Annotated in this window: 20 protein-coding genes and 4 tRNA genes; 8 read left to right on the forward strand and 16 right to left on the reverse strand. The window is 67.7% G+C overall.

What is annotated here, in order from left to right; genetic code table 11:
- Positions 1 to 9 precede the first annotated feature (9 nt).
- From secE to frr, 12 genes are all read right to left on the reverse strand, one after another.
- Positions 10 to 204: a preprotein translocase subunit SecE gene (gene secE, locus MLJ35_RS13315; RefSeq protein ID WP_243324053.1), complete on the reverse strand. Its 195-nt coding sequence runs from the start codon at positions 202 to 204 to the stop codon at positions 10 to 12.
- Positions 205 to 273: 69 nt separating this feature from the next.
- Positions 274 to 349, reverse strand: a tRNA-Trp gene (locus MLJ35_RS13320).
- Between the two features lie 52 nt (positions 350 to 401).
- Positions 402 to 551, reverse strand: a complete 150-nt coding sequence (gene rpmG, locus MLJ35_RS13325) for a 50S ribosomal protein L33 (protein WP_026853109.1) — start codon at positions 549 to 551, stop codon at positions 402 to 404.
- Between the two features lie 32 nt (positions 552 to 583).
- Positions 584 to 1,777 carry an elongation factor Tu gene (gene tuf, locus MLJ35_RS13330; protein ID WP_243288287.1) on the reverse strand — a complete coding sequence of 398 codons (1,194 nt, stop codon included), beginning with the start codon at positions 1,775 to 1,777 and terminating at the stop codon, positions 584 to 586.
- 54 nt (positions 1,778 to 1,831) lie between these two features.
- Positions 1,832 to 1,906 (reverse strand) — tRNA-Thr (locus MLJ35_RS13335).
- 67 nt (positions 1,907 to 1,973) lie between these two features.
- Positions 1,974 to 2,049, reverse strand: a tRNA-Gly gene (locus tag MLJ35_RS13340).
- 50 nt (positions 2,050 to 2,099) lie between these two features.
- A tRNA-Tyr gene (locus MLJ35_RS13345) sits at positions 2,100 to 2,186 on the reverse strand.
- Between the two features lie 179 nt (positions 2,187 to 2,365).
- Positions 2,366 to 3,088 (reverse strand): 23S rRNA (guanosine(2251)-2'-O)-methyltransferase RlmB, encoded by a 723-nt coding sequence (gene rlmB, locus MLJ35_RS13350; RefSeq protein ID WP_243384753.1) that lies wholly within the window; start codon positions 3,086 to 3,088, stop codon positions 2,366 to 2,368.
- A gap of 23 nt (positions 3,089 to 3,111) precedes the next feature.
- Positions 3,112 to 4,461, reverse strand: a complete 1,350-nt coding sequence (locus MLJ35_RS13355) for an OmpP1/FadL family transporter (RefSeq protein WP_338028462.1) — start codon at positions 4,459 to 4,461, stop codon at positions 3,112 to 3,114.
- A gap of 146 nt (positions 4,462 to 4,607) precedes the next feature.
- A complete protein-coding gene (locus MLJ35_RS13360; RefSeq protein ID WP_243384754.1) occupies positions 4,608 to 4,895 on the reverse strand; it encodes a hypothetical protein in 288 nt (95 codons plus the stop codon).
- A gap of 9 nt (positions 4,896 to 4,904) precedes the next feature.
- Complete coding sequence (locus MLJ35_RS13365; RefSeq protein ID WP_243384755.1) at positions 4,905 to 5,678, reverse strand: TSUP family transporter; 774 nt, start codon at positions 5,676 to 5,678, stop codon at positions 4,905 to 4,907.
- Between the two features lie 65 nt (positions 5,679 to 5,743).
- Positions 5,744 to 6,316 carry a ribosome recycling factor gene (gene frr, locus MLJ35_RS13370; RefSeq protein WP_243384756.1) on the reverse strand — a complete coding sequence of 191 codons (573 nt, stop codon included), beginning with the start codon at positions 6,314 to 6,316 and terminating at the stop codon, positions 5,744 to 5,746.
- 89 nt (positions 6,317 to 6,405) lie between these two features.
- On the opposite strand from frr, the gene MLJ35_RS13375 reads away from it, so the two are divergent.
- Complete coding sequence (locus MLJ35_RS13375; RefSeq protein WP_243384757.1) at positions 6,406 to 7,296, forward strand: alpha/beta hydrolase; 891 nt, start codon at positions 6,406 to 6,408, stop codon at positions 7,294 to 7,296.
- A gap of 27 nt (positions 7,297 to 7,323) precedes the next feature.
- Here MLJ35_RS13375 and aceA read toward each other — a convergent pair whose 3' ends face one another.
- Positions 7,324 to 8,598, reverse strand: a complete 1,275-nt coding sequence (gene aceA / locus MLJ35_RS13380; protein ID WP_243384758.1) for an isocitrate lyase — start codon at positions 8,596 to 8,598, stop codon at positions 7,324 to 7,326.
- 153 nt (positions 8,599 to 8,751) lie between these two features.
- Between aceA and MLJ35_RS13385 the strand changes: the two genes are divergently transcribed.
- Entirely contained in the window at positions 8,752 to 10,194 is a 1,443-nt protein-coding gene (locus tag MLJ35_RS13385; RefSeq protein ID WP_243324039.1) for a helix-turn-helix domain-containing protein, read from the forward strand.
- Here MLJ35_RS13385 and MLJ35_RS13390 read toward each other — a convergent pair whose 3' ends face one another.
- The 3 genes from MLJ35_RS13390 to purM all read right to left on the reverse strand — a co-directional run bounded on the left by MLJ35_RS13390 (position 10,195) and on the right by purM (position 14,298).
- Positions 10,195 to 11,250 (reverse strand): acyltransferase family protein, encoded by a 1,056-nt coding sequence (locus MLJ35_RS13390; protein ID WP_243384759.1) that lies wholly within the window; start codon positions 11,248 to 11,250, stop codon positions 10,195 to 10,197.
- 96 nt (positions 11,251 to 11,346) lie between these two features.
- Positions 11,347 to 13,101, reverse strand: a complete 1,755-nt coding sequence (locus MLJ35_RS13395; protein WP_243384760.1) for an NAD-dependent malic enzyme — start codon at positions 13,099 to 13,101, stop codon at positions 11,347 to 11,349.
- Positions 13,102 to 13,260: 159 nt separating this feature from the next.
- The gene (gene purM, locus MLJ35_RS13400) at positions 13,261 to 14,298 is read right to left on the reverse strand and encodes a phosphoribosylformylglycinamidine cyclo-ligase (RefSeq protein WP_243384761.1); all 1,038 of its coding nucleotides are present in this window, start codon (positions 14,296 to 14,298) and stop codon (positions 13,261 to 13,263) included.
- A 268-nt stretch (positions 14,299 to 14,566) separates the two neighbouring features.
- On the opposite strand from purM, the gene folE reads away from it, so the two are divergent.
- The 6 genes from folE to MLJ35_RS13430 all read left to right on the forward strand — a co-directional run bounded on the left by folE (position 14,567) and on the right by MLJ35_RS13430 (position 19,961).
- The gene (gene folE, locus MLJ35_RS13405; protein WP_243384762.1) at positions 14,567 to 15,130 is read left to right on the forward strand and encodes a GTP cyclohydrolase I; all 564 of its coding nucleotides are present in this window, start codon (positions 14,567 to 14,569) and stop codon (positions 15,128 to 15,130) included.
- Between the two features lie 86 nt (positions 15,131 to 15,216).
- On the forward strand, positions 15,217 to 17,163 hold the full coding sequence (locus MLJ35_RS13410; protein ID WP_243384763.1) for a fibronectin type III domain-containing protein: 1,947 nt from the start codon (positions 15,217 to 15,219) through the stop codon (positions 17,161 to 17,163).
- Between the two features lie 414 nt (positions 17,164 to 17,577).
- On the forward strand, positions 17,578 to 18,162 hold the full coding sequence (locus MLJ35_RS13415) for an outer membrane protein (protein ID WP_243384764.1): 585 nt from the start codon (positions 17,578 to 17,580) through the stop codon (positions 18,160 to 18,162).
- Between the two features lie 186 nt (positions 18,163 to 18,348).
- Positions 18,349 to 18,870, forward strand: coding sequence for a DUF3887 domain-containing protein (locus MLJ35_RS13420; RefSeq protein ID WP_243317460.1), 522 nt, complete (start codon positions 18,349 to 18,351; stop codon positions 18,868 to 18,870).
- Positions 18,871 to 18,927: 57 nt separating this feature from the next.
- Entirely contained in the window at positions 18,928 to 19,554 is a 627-nt protein-coding gene (locus MLJ35_RS13425; protein ID WP_243317459.1) for a hypothetical protein, read from the forward strand.
- A gap of 89 nt (positions 19,555 to 19,643) precedes the next feature.
- Positions 19,644 to 19,961: a hypothetical protein gene (locus MLJ35_RS13430; RefSeq protein ID WP_243384765.1), complete on the forward strand. Its 318-nt coding sequence runs from the start codon at positions 19,644 to 19,646 to the stop codon at positions 19,959 to 19,961.
- Positions 19,962 to 20,064: the final 103 nt, after the last annotated feature.

Consider the following 20,064-nt stretch of genomic DNA (forward strand, 5'->3'; position numbering starts at 1 on the left):
GCCTCCGGCTCAGCGGGTCTTCAGGAAGAAGTAGGCGAAGCCCTTGGAGAAGACCCAGTCCGCCGCCCACAGATAGGCCCCGACGAACACCGAGATGATCACCACCGTGTAGGTGGAGGTCAGCACTTTCTCTTTGCTGGGCCAGTCCACCCGGTCGAGCTCTGCGAACAGATCCCTGGCCTGCTGTTTGATGGCACCAATCACGATGGACCCCGTGGAAAGGATTCGGTGAGAAAAACCTGGCCCCGGGCTGGTTCGCCGGGGCCGGGAAGGTGGCAGGGGAGACAGGGTTCGAACCCGCGACCTGCGGATTTGGAGTCCGCTGCTCTACCAGCTGAGCTACTCCCCTGTGGGACCGCCCGGCATCTGGTGAGCCGGGCGGGAACCCTCGGGACCGGAGCCTACTTGGCCTCTCGGTGGACCCGGTAACCACCACAGAACCGGCAGAACTTGTTGAATTCAAGCTTGCCCGTGGTGGTCTTCTTGTTCTTGGTGGTGCTGTAGTTCTTGCGCTTGCAGTCCTGGCACTGCAGGTGAACGATGTCGCGCATGGTGACCTCCTGAGTCGGAGGGCGGACTGGCCTTAGGCCAGGATCTCGCCCACGTTGCCGGCGCCCACCGTACGACCACCCTCACGGATGGCGAACTTCAGGCCCTTGTCCATGGCGATGGGCTGGATCAGCTCGACCGTCAGGGTGACGTTGTCGCCGGGCATCACCATTTCGCGGCCGGCCTCGAGCTCGATGGAGCCGGTCACGTCGGTGGTGCGGAAGTAGAACTGGGGGCGGTACTTGTTGAAGAAGGGGGTGTGGCGGCCGCCCTCTTCCTTGGTCAGCACGTACACCTGGGCGTTGAACTTGGTGTGGGGGGTGATGCTGCCGGGCTTGGCGAGCACCTGGCCGCGCTCCACATCCTTGCGCTCCACGCCGCGGAGCAGGATGCCGGCGTTATCGCCAGCCTGGCCCTGATCCAGGGACTTGCGGAACATCTCGACGCCGGTGACGACCTTCTTGACGGTGTCCTTGAGGCCGACGATCTCGACTTCCTCGCCCACCCGCACGATGCCCTGCTCGATGCGGCCGGTCACCACGGTGCCGCGGCCGGTGATGGTGAACACGTCCTCGACGGGCATGATGAAGGGCTTGTCGATGGCGCGGACGGGATCGGGAATGTAGGCATCGACGGCGGCCATGAGCTCATGGATGCAGGCGCAGTCGGGGTGCTCGGGGGTGTCGGCGTGATCCAGGGCCAGACGGGCGGAACCCTTGATGATGGGGATCTCGTCGCCGGGGAACTGGTAGGAGGACAGCAGGTCGCGGATCTCCATCTCCACCAGCTCGGCGAGCTCGGGGTCGGCGATGTCGATCTTGTTCATGAAGACCACGATGTAGGGCACGCCCACCTGACGGGCCAGCAGGATGTGCTCGCGGGTCTGGGGCATGGGGCCGTCGGTGGCGGCGACCACGAGGATGGCGCCGTCCATCTGGGCCGCGCCGGTGATCATGTTCTTCACGTAGTCGGCGTGACCGGGGCAGTCCACGTGGGCATAGTGGCGCTTCTCGGTCTGGTACTCGACGTGGGCAGTGTTGATCGTGATCCCGCGGGCCTTCTCTTCGGGCGCGGAGTCGATCTGGTCGTAGGACTTGGTCTCGCCACCGAACTTCTTGGCCAGCACGAACGTGATGGCGGCGGTCAGCGTCGTCTTGCCGTGGTCCACGTGGCCGATGGTGCCGATGTTGACGTGGGGCTTGGAACGATCGAATTTCTCTTTGGCCACGGATGCCTCCTGGAAGGTGGGAGAGAAGATGATGAAGGGAACATGTGCAAAGGGTGGAGCCCACAACCGGGCTTGAACCGGTGACCTCTTCCTTACCAAGGAAGTGCTCTACCGCTGAGCTATGTGGGCTTTGAACCTTCCCGCCGGAGCGGGGGGCCTTGCCGTCGGGCCGGGCGGGGCCGGCGGGACGGGGAGGTGGAGCGGGAAACGGGGCTCGAACCCGCGACATTCAGCTTGGAAGGCTGACGCTCTACCAACTGAGCTATTCCCGCGGTGGAATCCCGAAAGCGGGATCCAGCGATCTGGATGGGATCCAGAGGACTGGTGCCGAGAGAAGGATTCGAACCTCCGTAACGCGATGCGTGGCAGATTTACAGTCTGCTGCCATTAACCACTCGGCCATCTCGGCATTGTGTCCAGCGCCCCTCCCGGGGCTTGTCAATGCTTCCGGGAAGCCCGGGAAGCCTCCCCTCGGAACCCCTACCGGGGCTCCGTGTCAGGGTCGCTGCGAGGCAGGGCTTTCCTGACAGGGAACCCCAACGCTATCACGCGCCCATGGGGGCCTCAAGCGAAAACTTCGGAGCGCGGCTATCCACGGCGCGCCAGCACGCGGAACAGCGTCACCGCCGCGGCGGCGGAGACGTTGAGGCTCTCGATGCCTCCCGGCATGGGGATGTGGAGGAGGATGTCGCAGCGCTCGCGGATCTTGAGGTGCAGCCCCTCGCCCTCGGCGCCCATCACCAGCACCGCGGCGCGATCGAAGGGCTCCTGCAGGTAGTCGCGGCTGCCGGGCCCCGCCGCCAGTCCGTAGATCCACGCCCCGGCCTCCTTCAGGCCGTCCAGAGCGCGGCCCAGGTTCACCACGCGGCACACGGGCACGCGGCCCGCCGTTCCCGCGCTGGCGCGCACCACCGTCTCGTTCACGGCCGCGGAGCGCCGTTCGGGCAGGATCACGCCGTCCACGGCGGCCGCGGCGGCGGAACGCAGGATGGCCCCCAGGTTGTGGGGGTCGGTGACGCCATCCAGCGCCAGCACCAGCGCGGCCGCGCCCTTGGCCCGGACACGGGAGGCGATCTCGTCGAAGTCGGCGTAGGCGAAGGGACCGCCTTCGCCCAGCACCCCCTGGTGGCGCTGGCCCTGGCTGCGCCGATCCAGGCTCTCCATGGGTTCGCGGTGGATGACCACGCCCGCCGACCGGGCCTCCGCGATGAACCTGGCCAGCCGCCCGAAGGCCGCCGGGGCGATCCAGGCCGTGTGCAGCTCCCCGCGGGCCAGGGCCTCTTCGCAGGCGTGCGGGCCGAGGAAACGCATCTAGGGCTCCACCCGGGGCATGGTCAGAACGTCTTCCGGTACCCGATGGCCATGAGATGTCCCATGCCTTCGATCCGCTCGAGGGTGCCCGTGGAGCGGAAGCCGGAGGAGCTCCAGACGCCGTCCAGGCGCCGCGTGCTCAGGTCCTCGCTCTGGCGGAACTGGTAGCCGATGCTGAGCTCGCCGCCCCAGGCCTTGTAGCCCGCCCCCACGGAGAAGGCGGCGGTCCGGCCTCCGCCCAGCAAGGGCTCGATCATGGATTCCTCCACGGCGCGCTGGTCGAGCGCGAGGCCGCCCCGCAAGGTCCAGAACTTGCCCAGCTCGACCTCGACCGAGGCGCTGAGGCCGAAGTGGCCCTTGCCGCGGGGCAGTTCCGCCGGGGCCGCCACCATCCCCGAGGGGGTGGACACCTGGGCGAAATCGGGCACCCTCAGGCCGGCGGCGGTCCAGCGCAGATCCGCCTCCCAGGTCACCATCGGGTGGGCACGGTGCCGGAAGCCCACCGCCGTCTGGGAGGGCAGTTCCATCCTCCCGGAACCGCTGGCCACGGGCGTCGAAGCCGACAGGATGCCGGGGGAACGCAGTCCCGTGCCCAGGGGCGGAGCGCTCAGCCCGTCGTTGGCGTAGAGTCCCTGGCTGGGGCCCCGGTAGCCCGCGCTCATGTCGAGGTCGCCCTTCAGCCCGGACTGGTGGGTGGCGGCCAGGGTCCAGCGCGGATTGATGGCCCAGCGGAACCCCAGCGAGTAGCTCGGAACCACCTTGTTCCCGCTCTGTCCCACCCGCTGCTCCACCACGCCCTGGACCGTGTTCGTGCCTGAGACGGGCAAGGAGGGATCGAGGGGCACGCCGAAGCGCATGACACTGCTGGATTCGTAGCCAAGCCGAGCCACGCCGAGGCCCAGGCCGATGGACATGTTCGGATTGAGGGTCCAGGCGGCCTGGCCTTCCAGTCGGTGGGCGGACAGGTCGATGCCATCGCCGAGGAAGCGGCTGGGCGCATCGTCGCCGAACTTGCCGTGGCGCAGGTAGGGCTCATCGAGCTTGAGCCCGAGGGTGAGCTTGGGCGAGAGGCGCATGGACAGCCCGAAGGCCCCGATGGCGCGGTTGCGGTCGGAGGTGTACCAGGTCTTCTGGTTCGATTCGAGGCTCTCCTGGCTGGAGGCCAGCTCCATTCCGCCCGCCACGTAGAAACCTGTCTTCTCCTTCAGCGAAGCCAGGAGAGCCGGATTGGTGGAGGCCGCCTCCAGGCTGTAGCCGTAGGCCACCTGGGCCCCGCTGCGGGCGATGCCCACGGGATCCGCGGCCGGAAGGGCCAGGCTCTGGGCCGCCGCCGGCAGGGCGGCCGCGCCCAGCATCAGTCCTGCCTTGACCACTCCACGAACCGCCTGCGCCATATCGACCTGCCTCCGGGACACGCTTCTTGAATGGCCCGAACCCGGAAAGGGTTCAAGCCCAAGGCTCCAGGATCGCCAAAAGGGCCCGATTCACCAAGCGCATTCCCGAGCACACGCTTGGGGGCTCAGTGCTCGGACTCGCCCATGAAGCGCACCAGGAGCCGGTCCACCAGCTCCCAGACTTCCAGGAGGGCCGCCAGACACATCACCAGGCCGAGGCCCAGGGCCACGGCCCGTCCCCAGGGTCCCACGAGGGCCCGGCAGAGGTCCGGCCAGTGCCACAGGGACGGAGGCACCTTCAGGCGCCCGTAGAAGGCCAGCGAGGAAAGCAGCATCCCGCCCCACAGCAGGTAGAAGAATCTCAAGGTTCGGATGAGGACGTCCCAGGGGAAGGGACGGGGGCGGGAGGGCATCGGCCTAATCTACCCGCGGAACACCTGCCAACCCAAGCGCAGAATGAGGGCGCCCACCACGCCGATGAAGACGCCCCGCACCCAGCCGCTGCCCTTGTTGAGGGCCACGTGGGCGCCCAGGTAGCCGCCCACGCCGTTCGCCGCCGCCATGCCCAGGGCCACCGAGGGGATCCAGCTCCCCTGCCAGACGAAGAGGCCCATGGAAGTGATGTTCGAGGCCCAGTTCACGGCCTTGGCCAGGGCCGAGGATCGCAGGAAGTCGAACCCCAGGACCGCCACGAAGAGGAAGATCAGCACCGAACCCGTGCCCGGCCCGAAGAATCCGTCGTAGAAGCCCAGCCCCAGGGCGATGAGGGCCGCCAGACCTCGCTGGTGGCGTAGGCCGTACCGGGGCGCGTGCAGGTGGCCCAGGTCCGGCTTCAGCAGGGTGAAGGCCAGCATGGCCACCAGCAGGCCCAGCATCACGGGCTTCAGGAAGTCCGCATGCACCCGGTAGGTGAGCCACACGCCCCCGGAGGCGCCCAGCGCCGAGGCCAGCACCGGCACCACCATCTCGCGCCAGGCCAGGGCCCCGGAGCGCAGGAACTTGCCTGCCGCCATGGTCGTGCCCGTCACCGCCACCACCTTGTTGGTGCCCAGCAGCGTGGGCAGCGGCGTGCCCGCGGGCAGGCCGAGCATGAGGGCCGGCACGGTGATGAGCCCGCCGCCGCCCACCACCGCGTCGATGAAGCCCGCCAGCAGGGCGGCGAGCATGAGGAGGGCGAGGGTGGGGAGGTTCGGCATCGTCGACGAATCCACAAAAGGCCGCGGCCCCGAAGGGCCGCGGCGCCTACAGACAGCCTATCGCCTCAAACTTTGAGAATCTCGGCTTCCTTGTGCTTCAGGGCCTCCTCGATCTCCTTGGTGTGGAGGTCGGTGAGCTTCTGGATGTCGTCCAGGGCCTTCTTGGCGGCGTCCTCGGAGATGTGGCCCTCCTTGGCCTTCTCGAGCTTCTTCACGTCCTCGTTGGCGTCGCGGCGGATGTTGCGCACGCCGGTCTTGATCTCTTCGCCCAGGCGGTGGAGGACCTTCACCAGCTCCTTGCGCCGCTCTTCCGTGAGCATGGGAATGGGGAGGCGGATCACCTGGCCGTCGTTGGAGGGGTTGATCCCCAGGTCGGACTTGAGAATGGCCGTCTCCACGGCCTTGATGGCGCTCTTGTCGAAGGGGGTCACCACCAGCAAGCCGGACTCGGGCACGGACACGCTGCCCATCTGGTTCAGGGGCACCATGGACCCGTAGTACTCCACATGCACGTTGTCCAGCAGGCTGGCGTTGGCCCGGCCGGTGCGGATGGTGGCCATCTCCTTCTTCAGGGCCTCCACGGACGCATGCATGCGGCGCTTGGTTTCCTGCAGGATCGCATCGGGGGTCTGGGACATGGGCACCTCGAAAGAGCGGAAGCTTTCTTTTATACCTCAGAGACCCAGGAACTTGGCGTGCTAGAGTGGGGCACTTTCACGAGGTCCCCATGCGCACACCCCGCCTGCTGGCTCCTCTCGCGGCCCTGATCCTGGCCGCCCCGCTGGCTTCCCCGTTGGCCGCCGCCTCCACCGAGATGGCCCTCACCAGCTCGGACGGCTTCGCCCTCAAGGGCACGCTGACCCTGCCCGACGCCAAGCCCAAGGCCAAGGTCCCCGTGGTGATCCTCGCCCACCAGTTCCACTCGGACCGGGCGGGCTGGGCGCCCCTCACCGAGAAGCTCCTGGCGCGGGGCATCGGCGTGCTGGCCCTGGACCTCCGCGGCCACGGCGAGAGCGCCATGAAGGACGGCACCGAGACCCGGGTCAGCCCGGACTTCACGGCCTCGGCCAAGGCCGTGGGCTTTGACAAGATCCCCGCCGACCTGGCCCAGGCCGCCGCCTGGCTCCGCAAGCAGCCGGGCGTGGATGGCCGCCGCATCGGTCTGGCCGGCTCCAGCGTGGGCGCCTTCGCGGTGCTCCTGGCCGCCCCGGAAGTGAAGCCCCTGGCCGTCCTCAGCCTCAGCCCCGCCGGCACCGCCGCCTTCGGGGACAGCGCCCGGGACCGCCTGAAGGGCGCCGTGCTCCGCAGCCGGCCCTCCGTCCTCGTGCTGGCCTCGATGGAGGACAAGGACGCCGCCGAGAACGCCCAGGTCGTGAAGGACCTGCCCGGCGTGGCCGTGGACCTGAAGGAGGGCAAGGACCACGGGTTCGCCTATTTCAAGGACTGCTCGGACCTCATGGCCGTCTACTTCGGCGAATACCTCACCTACCACCACACGGGGAAGAGGTACGCGGCCGTCTCCGCCCCGGCCCGGGCCGAGGCCCCAGCTCCCGCGTCGCCCGAGGGCATGACCGGCGGCCCGACCGCCGAGGAAAAGAAAGCGGACGCCCCGAAGTAGGACGTCCGCTCCCGTTCCTTCCGGAGTCTAGTGGAACTGCTGGGCCTCGGTGGAACCCACCAGGGCCAGGGTGGAGGCCAGGCCGCCGCTGACGGCCTGGGCCACCTCGTCGAAGTAGCCGGTGCCCACCTCGCGCTGGTGCTTGGTGGCCGTGTAGCCGCGCTCCTCGGCGGCGAACTCGGCCTCCTGCAGCCGCGCGTAGGCGGTCATGTGCTCGGTGCGGTAGGCGCTGGCCAGCTCGAACATCCCGTGGTTGAGGCTGTGGAAGCCCGCCAGGGTGATGAACTGGAACTTGTAGCCCATGGCGTTCAGTTCGCGCTGGAAGGTGGCGATCTCCTCGTCCGAGAGCTTCTTCTTCCAGTTGAAGGAGGGGGAGCAGTTGTAGGCCAGCAGCTTGCCGGGGAACGCGGCGTGGACGCCCTCGGCGAACTCACGGGCCTCCTTGAGGTCCGGCGTGGAGGTCTCGCACCAGATGAGGTCGGCGTAGGGGGCGTAGGCCTTGGCGCGGGCGATGGCCATCTGGACGCCGCCGGTGATGCGGTGGAAGCCCTCAGGCGTGCGCTCCCCCGTGAGGAAGGGCCGGTCGCGCTCGTCGATGTCGGAGGTGATGAGGCGGGCCGAGTCCGCGTCCGTGCGGGCGATGATGAGGGTGGGCACGTCCATGACATCCGCCGCCAGGCGGGCCGCCACCAGGGTGCGGATGAAGTGGCCCGTGGGGATGAGCACCTTGCCGCCGAGGTGGCCGCACTTCTTCTCGCTGGAGAGCTGGTCCTCGAAGTGGACGCCGGAGGCGCCGGCCTCGATCATGCCCTTCATCAGCTCGTAGGCGTTGAGGGGGCCGCCGAAGCCGGCCTCGGCGTCCGCCACGATGGGCAGGAACCAGTCGCGGCTCACGCCGCCCTCGCCATGCTCGACCTGGTCGGCCCGCTGGAGGGCCCCGTTGAGGCGCTTCACCAGGGCAGGCACCGAGTTGGCGGGGTAGAGGCTCTGGTCCGGGTAGGTCTGGCCGGAGAGGTTGGCGTCCGCCGCCACCTGCCAGCCGGAGCAGTAGATGGCCTTGAGGCCGGCCTTGGCCATCTGGACCGCCTGGCCGCCGCTGAGGGCGCCCAGGGCCCGGGTGGGCTCCTCGTTCTGGAGCAGCTTCCAGAGCTTGCGGGCCCCGAGCTTGGCCAGGGTGTGCTCGATGCGGAGGCTGCCGCGGAGCTTCTTCACCGTCTCGGCGCTGTAGGGCCGGGTGATGCCTTCCCAACGATGGGCCTGGAGGTCGTCCTCGATGGGGGGGATGGGGAACTTGGGGGTCATGGGGCACCTCGGATGGGAGTTGGGGGTGGCGTAGTGTCAAAGATTGACCTATTCTTTCGTGAGTCAACCAACGGCTGATTTGACAGGGGTTGAATTGAAAATTTCAGTCAATTCTTTCCATTGATTTTGTAAATTGATGTAAACGAGGTCCCCATGCCCTCCGCCGCCCCCACCAAGCCCGCCGCGCGCCTCGGCGCCAAGATCCGTCTCCTCCGCCGCCAGGAGGGCCTGAGCCAGGTCCAGCTCGCCGAGGCCCTGGGGATCAGCCCGAGCTACCTGAACCTCATCGAGGGCAACAAGCGGCCCCTCACGGCTCCCCTGCTCATCCGGCTGGCCCAACAGTTCCATCTGGACCTCCGCGCCCTGGCGCCGGACGAGGACCAGCGCCTGTCGGACGACCTCATGGAGGCTTTCGGCGATCCCCTGTTCGAATCGCTGGGGCTCCAGGCCCAGGACGTGCGGGAGCTGGTGCAGAACAGCCCCACCCTGGCCCGGGGGGTCTTCGAGCTGTACCGGGCCTACCAGCACAGCCAGGACAGCCTGGACACGCTGGCGGACAAGCTCAGCGACGGCCAGGGCTTCGACCCCGAGGCCACGCGCCTGCCCTCCGAGGAGGTGGGCGACTTCCTCCAGCAGGCCATGAACCACTTTCCCGAGCTGGAGTCGGCGGCGGAGGAGCTCTGTGCCAGCGCCGGCCTGGACGCGGACCAGCCCTACCCCGCCCTGGCGGCGGCCTTCGAGGCCCGGAACGTCCAGATCCGCATCCACCGTGTGTCCGAGGGACCGGGCCTGCTGCGCCGCTTCGACCCCGAGCGCCGCATCCTCAGCCTCTCGGAACTGCTGCCCCAGCGGAGCCGCACCTTCCAGCTCGCCCACCAGCTGGCCCTGCTGGACCATGGCGACCTGCTGGACCGCCTGGCGGACCATCCCCTGCTGCGCACGAACGCCTCCAGGGCCCTGGCCCGGGTGGCCCTGGCCAACTACTTCGCCGGGGCCGTGCTCATGCCTTATGAGCGGTTCCTGCGGGCGGCCAAGGCCGAGCGGTACGACATCGACATCCTCGCCCGGCGCTTCCAGGCCAGCTTCGAGCAGGTCTGCCACCGCCTCACGACGCTGCGTCGGCCCGGCGCCGAAGGCGTGCCCTTCCACTTCCTGCGCATCGACATCGCCGGGAACATCTCCAAGAGCTTCTCGGCCTCGGGCATCCGCTTCGCGCGGTTCTCCGGCGCCTGCCCCCGCTGGAATGCCCACGCCGCCTTCCTCACCCCGGGCCTCATCCGCACCCAGCTCAGCGAGATGCCGGATGGCCGGAAGTACTTCTGCATCGCCCGCACCATCCAGAAGGACACCGGCGGGTACCGGGGCCAGCACGCCATGCAGGCCCTGGGCCTGGGCTGCGAGATGGGCCACGCCAAGGAGCTGATCTACGCCGACGGCCTGCGCCTGGACCAGCCCCCGGTGCCCATCGGCGTCACCTGCCGCCTCTGCGAGCGCACCGACTGCGAGCAGCGCGCCTTCCCGCCCCTGCAGCAGGCCTTCAAGGTGGAGGAGAACCTGCGCCGCACCAGCTTCTACGCGCGGATCGGCGGGAACTGATCAGGCCTTCGCGCCCCGCCCCAGCTTGCCCATCGGCTCTTCGATCCACCGATGCACAGCCCAGGCGGCCACGAGCGCCAGGCCCAGGGACAGGCCAAAGCCGGCCCGTCCGGCCAGGTGCGGCGCCACCAGCTTCATGGCGAAGGGGTGCAGGAGGTAGAGGCCGTAGCTCCAGGCGCCCAGGCGCCCGAGCTGGTTCCCGAACCAGCCGGGTTCGCCATCCCGGGTGAAGGCCGCCAGGGCCACCAGGCCCGTCACCACCAGCAGGTAGCGGTAGCGGAGCCAGCCCGTGAGGGCCACCAGGTGGTCGAAGAACTGGGGCGTGGGCTTCACCAGGATCCACACCAGCGGGATGGCCAGCAGGAGGGCCCAGCGCGGATCCAGCCGCCGCTCCGTGGTCTCGTGGAGCCCCGCCAGCAGGGCGCCCCAGGCCAGGAGGAAGAGCTGGTTCGGGGCCAGCACGTAGGTGTGGAAGCGGTTCCACTGGGGCTGTTCCATCACGCCGTGCAGGGTCGAGGGCAGGCTCCAGGCCCAGAGGCCGAGGGCCAGGACTGCCAGGAACCAGAGTCCCCCCTTCTCCCGCAGCCAGGCCAGGGCCGGGAAGGCGAAGTAGAGCAGCGCCACCAGCCCCACGTACCAACCGCCGGTCACCAGCGCATGGTTGGGGTGGATGGCGCCGAAGGTCAGCGTCAGGTTCTCGAGGAGGAAGCGCCCGGAGACCTCGGGCCCCATGCCCAGGCGGAAGGCCACGTTCAGGGCGCAGGCCAGGTAGAACACCGGCGCCAGCCGCAGGAAGCGCCGGAGGTAGAAGCGCCCCGGGCCCTCCTTCCGGACGCGCCGCCAGGGCGTGGTGCGGAACAGCACGAAGCCGCTCAGCACGAAGAAGGCCGACACGCTGTAGTTCCCCAGGCGCGCCATGGCGATGTTCGCGCCGCCGCCCGACTGCGAGATGTCGAACCACACGCCCAGGTGGTAGACGGCGACGCACAGGGCCAGGATGCCCCGCAGAGGGTCCAGCAGGCCCAGTCGGGCGGGGCGGGCGGGACGGGCTTCCACGGATGCGCTGGTCAGAACCGTCCTCCCGGGTCAGGGGCCAGTGGACCACCGATGGCCCGCCTTGGCCACCGTCCGGTTGGACCGATCGGCTTGCCCTCAGGCCGGGGTGGCCTCCTGGTGCCGCTCGTAGGCAGGTTCCGGCGCAGGGTCGGCCGGCAGGTAGCAGGGGTTCCACATGGCCGCCGCGACGGCGCCGGGGATGTCCTCATCCGCCAGGGGACGGGCCGCCACGCCCATCTCCCGGGCCTCCCGCGCCACGGCCGCGGCCACTCGGGCCGTGACCTCGCGGATCCGCCCGGCGGAGGGGAAGAGGCTCCCCACAGACAGGTCCTCGGGCCGGACCTCGTCGGCCAGCTGCCGGGCGGCGGCGGCGAACATCCCGTCCGTGACCTCGCAGGCCTCGGCCACCAGCACGCCCAGGCCCACGCCCGGGAAGATGAAGACGTTGTTGCTCTGCCCGATGCGGTATTCCCGGCCCTCGTAGGCCACCGGATCGAAGGGGCTGCCCGTGGCCACCAGGGCCCGGCCCTCGGTCCAGGCGAGGACATCCCTGGGCTTGGCCTCCGCCTTGCTGGTGGGGTTGGACATGGGCAGCACCACGGGCCGCTCCACCTGGGCCGCCATGGCGCGGATGGCCTCCTCCGTGAAGGCCCCGGCAGTGCCGGAGGTGCCGATGAGCATGGTGGGCTTGAAGGCCTTCACCACGGAGAGGAGGTCGCGCTTCTGCCCGCGCCCCAGGCCCATGCGCTCGGCCAGGGCCACCGGCCAGGCGAAGTCCCGCTGCAGCGGGTCCAGGCTGGGATCGTCCTCCACCAGGAGCCCCTGCACGTCGAGGTTGGCCATGGCCAGGACGAGATCCTCCCCTTCCAGGCCCTCCCGCCTCAGCGTGGAGCGCACCAGGCGGGAGATGCCGATGCCCGCCGCGCCCGATCCCAGGAAGACGATCCGCTGCCGCCGAAGGGGCGTGCCCGTGGCCCGGGCCCCCGCCAGCAGGGCCGCGACGCCCACCGCCGCTGTGCCCTGGATGTCGTCGTTGAAGCTGGTGAGCGCCTTCCGGTAGCGGTCCAGCAGATGGAAGGCGTTGAACTTCTTGAAGTCCTCCCACTGCAGCAGGGCCTTGGGAAAGACCCGGCGGACCGCCTGAACGAACTCCTCCACCAGGGCGTCGTACTCGGGGCCCCGCAGGCGGCGGGAGCGCCAGCCGAGGTAGAACTCGTCCTCCAGCAGGTCCAGGTTGTCCGTGCCCACGTCCAGGCTCACGGGCAGGGTCTGCCAGGGCGGGATGCCCGCGGCGGCGGTGTAGAGGGCCAGCTTGCCGATGGGGATGCCCATGCCGCCGGCGCCCTGGTCCCCCAGGCCCAGGATGCGCTCGTTGTCCGTCACCACGATGAGGCGGATGTCGTCGAAGAGGGCGTTTTCCAGCACCCGCGCGATGTGGCCCCGGTGCTCCGGGGTGATCCACAGGCCGCGGGCCCGGCGGAAGATGTGGCTGAACTCCTGGCAGGCCCGTCCCACGGTGGGGGTGTAGACGATGGGGAGGAACTCCTCGATGTGATCGATGAGCACCCGGTAGAACAGGTGCTCATTGCGGTCCTGGAGGGCCGCCAGGCCGATGTACTTCTCCAGCGGGTCCTGTTTGCGCTGGATGCTGGCGTACACCCGCCGGGCCTGCTGCTCCATGCTGGTCACCGCGTGGGGCAGCAGGCCATCCAGGCCCAGGACCAGCCGCTCTTCCTGGGTGAAGGCCGTCCCCTTGGTGTACATGGGGTTGCGCAGGAGTCGGACGCCCCGGAAAGGCACGGCCAGGCGCTGCTTGCCGCTGGGTTCGCATTCCACACCGAAGCGTTCCATGGGACCTCCTCCGCCGGGGCAGGGACTCCTCCATGGCAGGGGCCATGAAGGCGGTCCGCCCCCTCGGAGAGCCTTCCCGCGGGCAGGGGGAGGCGGCCGGAAACCCGGGCAACGCCCCAATATGCGTTCCCGATTCCGGCCCGGCCAGCAATTGATGATCTAGCGGTAGCGAACGGTCCCCGCGCCCTTCACCAGCCGCCCCAGCACCCAGGCGGGCTCCTCAGCCTCGTGCAGGCGGGCCAGCACGTCGCCGGCCAGCTCGGGCTTCACCACCAGCACCATGCCCACGCCCAGGTTCAGGGCCTGGCGGGCGTCGTCGATGCCCAGGCCTCCCTTCTCCATGAGGAAGCGGAACAGGGCCGGGATCTCCCAGGTGGCGGTGTCGATCTCCGCATCCAGGGTCTTGGGCAGCACGCGGGGGATGTTGTCGGTGAGCCCGCCGCCGGTGATGTGCGCCATGGCCACCAGCTGGCGGGCCTTCACCAGGGGCATGACCGGCGTCAGGTAGCTGCGGTGGATGGCCAGGAGAGCGTCGGCCACGGTGCGGTCCGTCCCGGGCACCTTGTCGTTCACATCGAGCTTCTCCAGCTCGAAGCAGACCTTGCGGGCGAGTGAATAGCCGTTGGTGTGGAGGCCGCTGGAGGGCAGGCCGATGAGCACGTCGCCTTCAGCCATGGCGTCGAGGCGCGGCAGCAGGTCGGCCTCATCAACCACGCCCACGATGGTGCCGGCCACATCCACCTCGCCTTCGGCGTAGACGCCGGGCATCTCCGCCAACTCGCCGCCGATCAGCGCCGAACCCGCCTCCTTGCAGGCCGTGGCCATGCCCTTGACGATCTGCTCGATGACCACGGGCTCCAGCTGCTGGGCGGCGATGTAGTCCAGGAAGAAGAGGGGCCGCGCGCCCTGCACCAGGATGTCGTTGATGCAGTGGTTCACCAGATCCTGGCCCACCGTGTCCCAGATGCCGGCCCGGCGGGCCACCTTCATCTTGGTGCCCACGCCATCCATGCTGCTGACGAGGATGGGCTTGGCCTCGGAGAACCGGGCGTCGTACAGACCGCCGAACAGGCCGATGTCGCTGCGGACGCCGGGGGTCTTGGTGGCCTTCACCAGGGGCTTGATGCGCTTCAGGGCCTCGTCCTGGCGGTTGATGTCCACGCCGCTGGACGCGTAGCTGACCTTGGCTTCGCTCATGACCTCTCCCGAATCCGCCATTGTCCCACAAGGCGGGCGGCCTGCCACCGGCCGGCCTCGCGGGGTGCGGTGGAACGCACCCCGCGAGGCGAAAGGCCTCAGCTCAGCAGCAGCCAGGCCAGGAGGCCCGCCACGATCCAGGCGGCCAGGATGCGTGGCGCGCGGTGCGGATCGAGTGCGTGGGCGCGGAGCATGGCAGCCCTCCATCCCCTTGGATGCATCAACCGCGCCGGAAACCACCCGGCAACCGGCGTAGACTGGCCGCACCATGGCCGACGCCCCCTTCTCCTCCTTCGACCGCGCCGCCTCCGAGGCCGCCGTCCGCGCCCTGCTGAAGGGCCTGGGGCAGGATCCAGACGCGCCGGAGCTGCGGGACACCCCGGCCCGGGTGGCGGAGTTCTGGGCCGAGCGGCTGTCGGGCTACGGTGTGGACCTGGCCGCGGAACTGAGGCCCCTGCCCGGCGACCTCGCCCCCGTGCCCGTCATCCTGGAGCACATCCCCTTCGTGAGCACCTGCGAGCACCACCTGGCCCCCTTCGAGGGCCACGCCACCATCGGCTACCTGCCGGGGGAGGGAGGCACCGTGGGCCTCAGTAAGCTCGTGCGCGTGGTGCAGGCCTACGCCGGGCGCCTGCAGGTGCAGGAGCGCATGGCCCGGCAGATCGCCGACGCCCTGGAGACCCACCTCCGCCCTGCCGCCTGGGGCGTGGACCTGGTGGCCGTCCACACCTGCATGGCCCACCGCGGCGTGAAGACCCCCGGCGTCCCCGTCCGCACCACCCTCCTGGGCGGCGCCTGGGAAACCGATCCCCCCCGACCGTTCAGGGGCTGATCCGCCACCGTTCGGCGGAAGCCAGCGGAGATGATCCGGGGCCTGGGTATGCTGGGTCCGCTGTTCCCGGACCCACGGAGATTCCCATGGCGCGCGCCCTCGGCCTCGGCTTGGCTTTCTGTCTGATGCTGCTCGGCTGCGGCGGGGGCGGAGGCAGCTCGGCGCCCCCCGCCCCCATCCAGCTCCAGGCCGCCTACGACCCCGCACAAACCCAGGTCAAGCTCACCTGGACCCAGGCCTCGGGCAACATCGACGGCTACAACCTGGAGGCCAGGGTCAACTCGGGGTCCTATACCCTGATCAACCCGAGCCCCATCTTCAGCGGCGTCACGTCGGCGATCCTGACCTTCACAGCGACACCCCCGGAGCTGGCGACCTTCGACTTCCGGATCTGCACCGTCACGAAGGGCGTCAACGGGCCGTACTCCAATGTCGCGGGAATCAAGACCCCCCTGCTCCCTCCGACCTATGTGGCGGCCTCGTACTCTGTACCGGATGGAGGGATCCTCGTCACCTGGGAGACGCTCTCCCTGCTCACGGACCGCTATGTCCTGGAGCGCGCCCCCTGCGACGCCGCTGGCGCTCCGACCGGAACCTGGGCCAGCCTCCCTCTGCCGAATCCCGCCGCCACCATCTTCGTGGACAAGGCCGTGGCCGAAACCCAGGGTTACCTGTACCGGGTCACCGCCTGGTCGGGAACCACCGCCAGCACGACGCGGGGGCCGAGCCAGCGGGCGGTCACCCCGCCCCTGGCGCCGACCGCCTTCGCGGCCCAGCCCCTTTCCGGCGCGGTGGGCCTCACCTGGGTGAACCAGAGCCGGACCGCCACCCAGATCCAGATCACGCGGGTGGCCTCCGGTGGCTATGGGCCCACGGTCCCCCTGGCGGTCCTCCCCGGCACGGCCACCTCGTTCCAGGATGCCGACGTACCCCTCGGCTACTACCAGTACGCTCTCAGCGTCTCAGACGGCCAGAGCACCACCACCGGCCCGGCGATCTATGCCGCCCCCGCCAATCCTCCCGGTGCGCCCAGCTTGACGGCGACCTCCCAGACGATCGACCCCTCAGTGGGGGTCTTCGCCCTCTCCCCCGGCGGGCTCTGGGCTTTCGGCACGAGTTCCCCCTTCACGATCCTTCCCGCCCCCTGGGGCACCTGGCCTGCCTGGACGCAGCCCACCTCGTATGGCTATGGCGGTCCGAGGGACCCCCTGGTGCTGGATGCCCAATCCCGGCCCCACACCCTCTACACCGACTCGACCTCCTCCATGACGGTCCTGAGCCATGCCTGGTTCGACGGCAGCGCCTGGGTCTCCGAAGTGGTCGCCCAGGCCCCTTCAACCGACACCCTCTCCTTCGCCGACACCCTCTGGCTGGATCAGAGCGGCAGCCCCCAGACCCTCCTCTCCACCGCGACAGGCGTCCGGTACACCCGCAAGGTGGGCGGGGTCTGGATCCAGGAAGACATCGACCCTTCGAATACCCTCCCCGGGAACTGGCGCCTGTTCCTTGACCGTTTCGACGTCCCCCACGTGCTGCTCACCTCCTCGATCGACAGCCGGGAATACAGCCGGAATGCGGACGGCACCTGGACCCGCCAGATCCTGCCGAACACGCTGAACTCGTTCGTCGGCTTCCACTTCGAGAGCGGCCTGTGGACCGCCTCGAACACGGCCTGTGTCTTCTACAAGATCCCCGATGCGGGCAACCCCGTGAACGACTCCTTCTGGGCCATGCAAAAGGTGAACGGCCTCTGGCAGCCGCCGGTCCTCCTGAAGTCGTTCCCCTCTACCGGCATCTCCGACTGGCCCTCGGCCGCCCTCTCCCCGGACGGCAAGCGGGTCGCGGCGGTCTTCGCCCAGAAGAACGGGCTGTTCCTCTTCACCCTGACCGCCCAGGTCTGGACCGAGAGCCTCCTGCCGGTCCCCTCCGTCGACACCCCCACCTACAGGGTCGCCTTCGATGGCGCGAACCGCCTGCACATCCTGGTGAAGCCGTCCTTCGTCGCCACGGACCTGGTGGACTTCCACGAATGAGGGCTCAGCCCATCGCCGACGTGCCCCGGACCCACCTCCGCCAGCCACCCGGAGGGTCCGGGGCGTCCGGCCTGCGGCTGTCCGCGCCCCCACGGCCCACCGTAACGTGAAACCTCCCGGCGATTCAGTGCGGACCTTCTATCAGGTGGTGGCTGGAGGGCCGACCCACCCGCACCGTTCAGGGGCCGAATCAGACCGTTCGGCGGATCTCGAGGTAGATGACCTTCGGAGTGGATATGCTGTCCCGGCATCCCCCGGAGGCTCATGCCTCGCGTTCTCGAATTCGACCTTCAGACCCAGGCGGGCCGGGATTTGTGCGCAGTACGGAAGGCTTAGAATTAGTCCCTCTAAATTCAAGCCGGCTAATTCTGTAACATTTCACCTTGTTTCAGCATAAGTCCGACAGGAGGTTCCATGATTAAATCACTTCATAAATATTTGTCTTTTTTAATCCTCGCACTCCTGCAAATCCCCCTGTATGCCCAAGATGTAAAATATGGTTTGCAGGCCAACCTTTCACGCCCGCTAGGTGACCTGGATCCTACATGGTACGGACAAATAGGCTATGGGTTTGGGCTCCATTCACAAATTGAATTGAAATCTGGTAATAGACTAATTCCTAGAGTAGATTTCATGGAATATAAACATGATAATTTGGGCCAAATCTATAAATTTAACACATTAAGTTTAGGTCTTGATTTTCAACATCGTTTTAGTGCAAAATATAATGAAAAATTCTATCTAACGGGTGGAATCGGCTATACATTCGCACGCAACAGTTTTGAGATCACCGATGCTGCACACCCGGTACCTGGTGGAATATATCTTCCAAATTACTCTCGTTCAGAGCGATTCAATGCACCCTATTTAGCCGTTGGTATTGGGTATGCAATAAATTCAAATTTTTCATTAGAAACCCGATACAACTATTTAAAATTCAATTCTCCGACGGAAGCCACAACTCCTTCACTTCAACTTTCCTTACTGTTTCATTTATAAATTGAATGCTCACCCTAAAATGTGCATATCATGGGGCCACCTTGGCCCCCTGTTTTGTGTTCTCGAGCTAACCCTCCACCCAACTCGGACCCAAACGTAATTGCCTTCCATTCTTCGCACTGCACTCGGCCCCAGTTGGGCGGTTCGCTTCATCTGTTAAGCGCAGGTAGCCCCCCAGGAATCCCCATGGAAAACCCCTACCAATCCCCCCAGGCCCCGGACCAGCCGGCCCCCAAATCCAAAGTCTGGAAGTGGGTCGCCTGGGGTTGCGGCGGCTGCCTCGGGGCCAGCCTGCTCCTGCTGGCCAGCTGCTATGTCATGGCCAGGGGGGTCATGACCCTCGGCGAACGCCAGCTCGGGCCCACCTGCGATGCCTACCTGGCCTATGCCAATGAGGGGCGCTACGACCAAGCCTATGACGACGAGTTCGACCAGAGCCTGAAGCAGGTCGTGACCCGGGAGAAGCACCGGGCCCTGCTGAGCGCCGTCTACGGGAAGCTGGGCAAGCTCGAATCCAAGCAGGTGCAGAACGTCGAGTCCGGCTTCGACCAGGCGGGGAAATGGTCGAGGATCCAGTACTCGGGCAAGTTCACGAACGGAGAGGGCACGATCCGCTTCCGCCTTGTCAAGCGCGGCGACGCCTACAAGATCGTCGAGTTCAACTACCACTCGCCGCTGCTGCTGGATCTGATGATCGACCCGAAATAAGCCCAGTTGCTGTGCCTGTATGGCAACCAGCGATCGACTCCTCCCCAAAGGACCTCCATGCGACACCGATTCCTGCTCGTCCTCGGGCTGGCCCTCCTCGGATGCGGAAGGCCCCACTACACCTGGCGGACCGCTCCGAACGCCGCGAGCACTCCCATCGCCCTCCGCATCCAGACCCAGTTCGACCCCAAGGCCAAGCTCACACCCGAGGTCCAGAAGCTCTACGTGGACTCCATCCGCGAGGGGCTTTCGTCCTGGGCGGAGATCCTGCCCGAGGCCGAGCCCGCGAAGGAAGGCGACATCACCCTGCGGATCCGCATCAGCTGCGCGTGCCGGAGCGAATTCGCCAAGCAGGCCGACGCCACCATGGAGCTGGCCTCCCTCTTCGATCGCGACAGGCCCCGTCCAGCCACCAGGAACCCCGAGGCCATCCAGCGGGACCGGCTCGGCTACGACGCGGACGACATGCAGGGGGACATCCGGATCTACGGCAGAGCCACCGCGGCCCACCCCTACACGTCGATCTTCATGAAGGCCCACCTCATGGCCTTCATGGACCCGCTCTCCGGCGACGCCAAGCTGGTCGCCGCGAACCGGGCCCGCGAGCAGGCCAGGGGCTTGGCCCGCTGGATCGTCGCCGACCTCCAAAGGATCGACCTCCTGCCCCGCGAGCCCATCCGCTGACTGCGGCGGCCACGGAGACCGGCCCCACCTGGCCTGCTCCATACCCGAGTGGACAAGCCCTGACGCGTACCTTCAGCTAACCTTCCGCCATGTCCCTCCCCACCCCCGAACTCAAGCTCGGCTATGAGCTGTTCTCCAAGCTGCTGACCTGGGCGGCGGGGAAGCGGTCGTCGAAGCGCCTGGAGGCGCTGAAGTCGGCCGCCTTCCAGGAGCTTCTGAAGGGGGACGCCGCGGACCTGGACCTGGTGGCCTCGGTGCTGAAGGAGATCCACCAGGCAGCGGACACCTCGGCCAAGGCGGTGCGTCTGGAAAACCTGTACGACCACGCCACCCAGCCGGCTGCCAAGGCGAAGAAGCCGGACCGCCGGAGCCGGGCCGTCAAGAAGGAGCCTGGCGCCAAGGGCTGAGGGCCGGGCTTATCGGGCCGAGTAGGCCTCGCCATTCGAAGGTCGGCAGCCTCTGCAGGCAGCGACAATCATGGAAAAATACGATGGAACCGCCAGCCATCTT

This window comes from Geothrix alkalitolerans (genome assembly GCF_022808885.1).
GTDB lineage: Bacteria > Acidobacteriota > Holophagae > Holophagales > Holophagaceae > Geothrix > Geothrix alkalitolerans.

Bases quoted from the DNA above. Each gene is read 5' to 3' on its own strand.
- rpmG (WP_026853109.1), bottom strand. From the start codon at position 551: ATGCGCGACATCGTTCACCTGCAGTGCCAGGACTGCAAGCGCAAGAAC.
- rlmB (WP_243384753.1), bottom strand. From the start codon at position 3,088: ATGCGTTTCCTCGGCCCGCACGCCTGCGAAGAGGCCCTGGCCCGCGGG.
- MLJ35_RS13360 (WP_243384754.1), bottom strand. From the start codon at position 4,895: ATGCCCTCCCGCCCCCGTCCCTTCCCCTGGGACGTCCTCATCCGAACC.
- MLJ35_RS13365 (WP_243384755.1), bottom strand. From the start codon at position 5,678: ATGCCGAACCTCCCCACCCTCGCCCTCCTCATGCTCGCCGCCCTGCTG.
- frr (WP_243384756.1), bottom strand. From the start codon at position 6,316: ATGTCCCAGACCCCCGATGCGATCCTGCAGGAAACCAAGCGCCGCATG.
- MLJ35_RS13375 (WP_243384757.1), top strand. From the start codon at position 6,406: ATGCGCACACCCCGCCTGCTGGCTCCTCTCGCGGCCCTGATCCTGGCC.
- aceA (WP_243384758.1), bottom strand. From the start codon at position 8,598: ATGACCCCCAAGTTCCCCATCCCCCCCATCGAGGACGACCTCCAGGCC.
- MLJ35_RS13385 (WP_243324039.1), top strand. From the start codon at position 8,752: ATGCCCTCCGCCGCCCCCACCAAGCCCGCCGCGCGCCTCGGCGCCAAG.
- MLJ35_RS13395 (WP_243384760.1), bottom strand. From the start codon at position 13,101: ATGGAACGCTTCGGTGTGGAATGCGAACCCAGCGGCAAGCAGCGCCTG.
- purM (WP_243384761.1), bottom strand. From the start codon at position 14,298: ATGAGCGAAGCCAAGGTCAGCTACGCGTCCAGCGGCGTGGACATCAAC.
- folE (WP_243384762.1), top strand. From the start codon at position 14,567: ATGGCCGACGCCCCCTTCTCCTCCTTCGACCGCGCCGCCTCCGAGGCC.
- MLJ35_RS13410 (WP_243384763.1), top strand. From the start codon at position 15,217: ATGGCGCGCGCCCTCGGCCTCGGCTTGGCTTTCTGTCTGATGCTGCTC.
- MLJ35_RS13415 (WP_243384764.1), top strand. From the start codon at position 17,578: ATGATTAAATCACTTCATAAATATTTGTCTTTTTTAATCCTCGCACTC.
- MLJ35_RS13420 (WP_243317460.1), top strand. From the start codon at position 18,349: ATGGAAAACCCCTACCAATCCCCCCAGGCCCCGGACCAGCCGGCCCCC.
- MLJ35_RS13425 (WP_243317459.1), top strand. From the start codon at position 18,928: ATGCGACACCGATTCCTGCTCGTCCTCGGGCTGGCCCTCCTCGGATGC.
- MLJ35_RS13430 (WP_243384765.1), top strand. From the start codon at position 19,644: ATGTCCCTCCCCACCCCCGAACTCAAGCTCGGCTATGAGCTGTTCTCC.